The 5577-nt window shown below is 68.0% G+C and carries 6 protein-coding genes; 5 read left to right on the forward strand and 1 reads right to left on the reverse strand.

Going from position 1 to position 5577, the window contains the following annotated elements; translation table 11 throughout:
• The 5 genes from QOZ89_RS46725 to QOZ89_RS46745 form a co-directional block, all read left to right on the forward strand.
• Window positions 1-204, forward strand: a 204-nt coding sequence (locus QOZ89_RS46725) for an acyl-CoA dehydrogenase family protein (protein WP_312630363.1), incomplete at its 5' end; no start/stop codon positions are given.
• A 770-nt stretch (window positions 205-974) separates the two neighbouring features.
• On the forward strand, window positions 975-1265 hold the full coding sequence (locus QOZ89_RS46730; RefSeq protein ID WP_312630364.1) for a hypothetical protein: 291 nt from the start codon (window positions 975-977) through the stop codon (window positions 1263-1265).
• Between the two features lie 64 nt (window positions 1266-1329).
• Entirely contained in the window at window positions 1330-2091 is a 762-nt protein-coding gene (locus QOZ89_RS46735) for an SDR family NAD(P)-dependent oxidoreductase (RefSeq protein WP_071049923.1), read from the forward strand.
• 22 nt (window positions 2092-2113) lie between these two features.
• A complete protein-coding gene (locus QOZ89_RS46740) occupies window positions 2114-3094 on the forward strand; it encodes an aldo/keto reductase (RefSeq protein WP_312630365.1) in 981 nt (326 codons plus the stop codon).
• A 29-nt stretch (window positions 3095-3123) separates the two neighbouring features.
• On the forward strand, window positions 3124-4104 hold the full coding sequence (locus QOZ89_RS46745; RefSeq protein ID WP_071049921.1) for an aldo/keto reductase: 981 nt from the start codon (window positions 3124-3126) through the stop codon (window positions 4102-4104).
• Window positions 4105-4332: 228 nt separating this feature from the next.
• Here QOZ89_RS46745 and QOZ89_RS46750 read toward each other — a convergent pair whose 3' ends face one another.
• Complete coding sequence (locus tag QOZ89_RS46750; protein ID WP_312627305.1) at window positions 4333-5529, reverse strand: IS4 family transposase; 1197 nt, start codon at window positions 5527-5529, stop codon at window positions 4333-4335.
• Window positions 5530-5577: the final 48 nt, after the last annotated feature.

Consider the following 5577-nt stretch of genomic DNA (forward strand, 5'->3'; position numbering starts at 1 on the left):
AAGTACCTCGCCAGCGAGTACTGCCACGAGGTCACCACCGACGCCTTCCGCATCCACGGCGGCTACGGCTACTCGAAGGAGTACGAGATCGAGCGGCTGTTCCGCGAGGCGCCGTTCATGCTGATCGGCGAGGGCACGTCCGAGGTCCAGAAGCGCATCATCAGCCGCGCCCTGCTCAAGGAGTACGAGATCCATCACCAGTAGCGGTGTCCCACCGCCGCCGCGCATAGTGGACTTCCACGTGATCGGGTGAGGCACAAAGCTTGTGCCCGCAGCGCTGTCTGTCCGCAGGCCTCGAGACCGCCCTGACCGATGCCCTTGCGGCACCAGCGCGCCACGAGCACGGCCTGCACCATGAGTCCAACCGCGCGAGCGCGGCCGCCTCCACCCTCCAGAGCCAACCCGACGGCCGATCAGCCGGCCGCCCCGGACGACCGCGCTGGACCTTGCCAGCCAGGACCGCTCCATCGCCCCGGCCTGGCTTTCCACGACCTTCATCCGCCGCTCGTCCGGCAGGGTTCAACGGCTCGTCCACAGCTCTCGGGTCCTCTCGGGGCGTTGGCCGGGCTTTGGGTTGCTGCCCAGCACCTGGCATCGGAACGAAGCAAGCCTGATCGCCCTCTTTGACCCGGGATGCGAGAACTGTGAGAAGGAGCTAGCTGATGAACCACACATCTCTAGGAGGGCTCGACGTCTCCCGGATCGGCCTGGGCGCCATGACCTACACCAGCAGCGGCGGCCTCGACGACGCCGAGTCAGCCCGGAGCAGTTCCGGGCGCGGCTGGAGACGAACTTCTTCGGCCCCGTGTTGTGGCCCGGGCGATCTTGCTGGTGGAGCGCTGGCAGCGGCTCGGCCAGATGATCACGATCACCTGACCGAGGGTCTGATCTCGCAGGAGAACTGCGCCGCCTAGGCCTCGTCGAAGCTCGCTTTTGGAGGGCTGGATGGAGTCGTTGCGGTTAGACCCCGCCCCGTGCGGCATCTCGATGATGTCAGCCGGGCTTCTTCCGCCGAGTCGCTGGTCGAGGACTCGTCGACGATCTGGCCCGAGCCGCAGATCGACGACCACGCTGAGTGCGCCAACCAGACCATCGAGGCGTGGAGGAGCACGAACGGTCAGAAGGGCGGCGACCGGGCCATGCTGGCCCAGGCCCTCGTCGCCCTCTCCGACGCCGGGGGCCTGCCGCTGCGTTTCTTCGCCACCGTCCAGGGCCAGATGGACGTGCACCGCGAGCTGTCCGCATCGCTCTCCTACGACGCCTGAGATCTCCAGGGACGCACTGCTGTCCGAGCCGGCGGCCTCACCCACGAAACAAGGGACACCACGCATGACGTCAAAACTCACCGGAACCATTGCCATCGTCACCGGTGCCAGCAGCGGCATCGGCGAGGCGACCGCCCGCCGTCTCGCGTCCGAGGGCGCGATTGTCGCGGTTCTCGCGCGCCGTAAGGACCGCCTCGACACCCTCGTCACCGAGATCCAAACCGCCGGCGGCGCCGCCTTGGCCGTAGCGGCGGATATCACCGACCGCGCACAGGCCGAGCAGGCCGTGAAGACCGTCGTCGATCAGCTCGGTCGCCTCGACATTCTGGTCAACAACGCCGGCCTCATGCTCCTGGGCTCGGTCGTCGGGGCGGACGTCGAGGAGTGGGAGCGGATGATCGCGATCAACCAGAAGGGCCTCCTCTACGTCACGAACGCGGCCCTGCCGCACTTGCTGACGGCCGCCGCGGACGATCTGCGTGGGGTGGCCGACATCGTCAACATCAGCTCGATCGCGGGCCGCGTCGCCTGGGCGAACTACGGCGTCTACAACATGACCAAGTTCGGCGTGAACGGCTTCACCGAGGCCCTGCGCCAGGAGGTCACGAAGAAGTACGTGCGCGTCGGCGTGCTCGAGCCCGGCGCGGTCGCCACCGAACTCGTGTCGCACAACAACGAGACGGTCCGCAACGAGCTCGCGGCCTCGGACGCGATCCCGGAACCGCTGGAGCCGGAGGACATCGCCGAGGCCATCGAGTTCATGGTCACCCGGCCTCGCCGCTCGTCGGTCTCCGGGCTGTGGGCTATGCCCACCTCGCAGGCCTGAACGCCACAAGAAGGAGAATCCGATGAAGAACGCACATCTCGGGACCCTGGAGGTCTCCCGCATCGGCCTCGGCGCGATGACCATGGCCGGTACCTACACCTCCGAGGGCGCTCTGGACAACGACGAGTCGATCCGCGCGATCCACCGCGCGCTCGATCTCGGCGTCACGCACATCGACACCGCGGAGATCTACGGACCCTTCCTCAGCGAAGAGATCGTCGGACAGGCGGTCAAGGGCCACCGCGACCAGGTGAAGATCGCCACGAAGTTCGGTCTGGTCTCGCATTCGGGCGGTGGCCCCGGTGTCGTGGACAGCAGCGCCGGGAACGTGCAGGCCGCCGTCGAAGGCTCGTTGCGGCGTCTGGGCACGGACCACATCGATCTCTACTACCAGCATCGAGTGGATCGCGGCACGCCGATCGAGGAGACCGCGCAGGCGGTCGCCGACCTGATCGCGGAAGGCAAGGTGCTGCACTTCGGGCTCTCCGAGGCGTCGCCGGCAACGATTCGGCGCGCGCACGCTGTGCAGCCGGTGTCGGCGCTGCAGACGGAGTACTCACTGTGGACCCGCGACGTGGAAGCGGAGATCCTGCCGCTGCTGCGCGAGCTCGGGATCGGATTCGTGCCGTACTCGCCGCTCGGCCACGGGCTGCTGACCGGGCAGATCCGCTCCGTCGACGACTTCGCCGATGACGACTGGCGCAAGACCAACCCGCGCTTCACCGGCGAGAACTTCCAGCGCAACCTGGCCATCGTCGACACCGTCACCGAGATCGGCGCGGAGATCGGCGCGACCCCGGCGCAGACCGCCCTGGCCTGGATTCTCACCCGCGGCGACGACATCGCACCGATACCCGGCACCCGTCGTCTCGCCCGCGTCGAGGAGAACACCGCCGCCGACGGCATCGAACTCACCGCAGACCAGACCGAGCGGCTGAATACCCTCGATCCCGCCGCCGGGGAACGCCACGACGAAGCCAACATGGCCTCGATCGACCGCTGACCCGCCGCGCGACAAGTAGGGAGAACAACATGGAGTACACCCGACTGGGTTCCTCCGGTTTGAAGATCAGCCGCATCGCGCTGGGCACGATGGGCTTCGGCGACGGAACGGTCCCGTTCTGGAGCTGGGCGCTGCCCTGGGACCAGGCCAGGCCGTTCTTCGCGCAGGCGCTCGACCTGGGCATCAACTTCTGGGACACCGCCAACGTCTACGGCGGTGGTTCCTCGGAAGAGATCGTCGGAAAGGCTCTCGCAGAAACCCGCCGCGACGACATCGTGCTCGCCACGAAGGTGCACCAGAAGGTCGGCGACGGCCCCGGCGGCGAGGGCTTGTCACGGAAGGCGATTATGGAACAGATCGACCTGTCGCTCGGCCGTCTCGGCACCGACTACGTCGACCTTTATCAGATCCACCGTTTCGACCCGTTCACACCGGTCGAGGAGACGATGGAGGCGCTGCACGACGTCATCAAGTCGGGCAAAGCCCGCTACATCGGGGCGTCGAGCATGTTCGCGTGGCAGTTCGCCAAGATGCAGTACATAGCCGAGGTCCACGGCTGGACGAAGTTCGTCTCCATGCAGGACCAGTACAACCTGGTGCAACGCGGCGAAGAGCAGGAGATGTTCCCGCTGCTCAAGGACCAAGGAGTCGGGAGCCTGCCGTGGAGCCCGCTCGCCGCCGGCGTCGTCGCGCGGCCATGGGGTCAGAACAGCACCACCCGCGGGAAGGACAACCCGCAGACCGACTTCGACGGCCGCCCGCTCTGGGTCGACAGCGACAAGGCCACCATCGACGCGATCGAGAAGATCGCGAAGGACCGTGGAGTCTCGATGGCCACGATCGCACTGGCCTGGGTGCTGAAGAACCCCGTCGTCGACGCCCCGATCGTCGGAGCCACGAAAGAGCACCACCTCACTGACGCCGTCGCCGCGCTGGACACCACCCTCACGACCGACGAGATCACGGCACTCGAAGAGCACTACACCCTCCGTGAACCGACCTACTTCTAAGCTTGTCGTTTAACTACAATGTCGTTGACTTAAGAACCTGGTAGGGGTGGGACGGCCCGGATGATCTGTACGGTTTCGGCTGGGCGTCGGGTGGGCCGGGGAGGCCGCGGTCGTTGGGGGTTCCACGACAGGAAGCGGGACATCTTCCGTTTGACCTGGCGGACCTCGGCGCGGAGCCGGCGCGGAGGGTTGATCTCTTCCTGAAGCTCACGGGCGAGGTGGGCGAGTTCAGCCGCGAGGCGGTAGGGGGGAAAGGTTCCCCGGGAACGCGGTGACACTGCGCCGGACCGCCCGCAGGGTGGCGGCGAAGGAGAGCCGGTCGGGATCGAGGGGCTCGCCGCGGCCGACGGCCACCGCGTGCATCAGTACCCGCAGACCGGTGTAGACCGCCAGGTGTGCGTAGACCTCCTGGAGCACCAGTGCCGGGCTCTTGCTCGGCAGGACGGTGCCTGCGCCGATCTGGGTGGTCTTCAGCTCGGCCAGACTGTTCTCGACTTCCCACCGCTCGCTGTAGAGCGCGGCGAGCTCGGCGGCGGGGGCCTGGTCGGGGTCGAGCAGCGTCGTGATCAGCCGGTAGCGTTCGGTCCGGCCGGACACGTCCAGGCCGTACTCGATCACTCGAACCCGTGCGTCCTGGGGCGGCCGGACGCGGCGGCCCCGGCCGCCGCGAACCGTGGACAGCCACGAGCCGTCCGCGAGCACGTCTTCCACCGGAAGTTTCCAGGTGCCCGGGACGCGCCACAGCAGGTGGGCGCCGCGGGCCTCCGCCCGCTGCCACAGATGCGCTCCGGGCAGGCCCCGGTCGGCCAGCACCAGCATTCCCGGCCCGAGCGAGGGGGCCAGCCGCTCGACCAGCGCCCGCTCCTGGACCCGGTAGGAGTCGACCACCGCGTCGGTGACCACGTGGGTGCCGGCCTCGATCAGCACTGCGAGCCGCACCAACGGATACCCGGTCGGACCCTTGCCCGGCCGGGGCCGCGGCCGTCCAAGCCCCGCCTCGTTGGCCTCGGTGTCGGCGGCCGGCAGGGTAGTCCCGTCGACGACCATCAGCCGCAGGCCCCGCCAGAACGCCCCCGGGGTCCGTTCGTCGGCCACCGCCGTACCCGCGTGCACCAGCAGGTCACGGAACGGTTCCACGCCCAGCGCGCGGCGTGCCCGGAAGATCGCCGCCTTGTCCGGAACCCGCCACTGGCCCCCGTCGTCCTCGCGACGGGCGGCTTCGGCGAGCGTGCGCAGCACCTCCCGGTACGGCTCCGGGCAGAACAACGCCCGCGCGAGCACGAAGTACGCCGTCAGCCTCGGCGGCAGCAGCCGCACCCGTACCTCACGGTCCCGGGTCTTGGCCAGCACCACGTCCACCAGCTCCGGCGGGAACACCTGAGTGAGATCCCCAAGCGCGAACCGATCAACCAGGTGAGTAGCCACTGGGCATCACCTCTAGTAGCCACTGGACTACTAACCCAGCCTACCTCG

It is taken from the genome of Pseudofrankia coriaricola (assembly GCF_032027725.1).
In the GTDB taxonomy this organism is placed as follows: Bacteria; Actinomycetota; Actinomycetes; order Frankiales; family Frankiaceae; genus Pseudofrankia.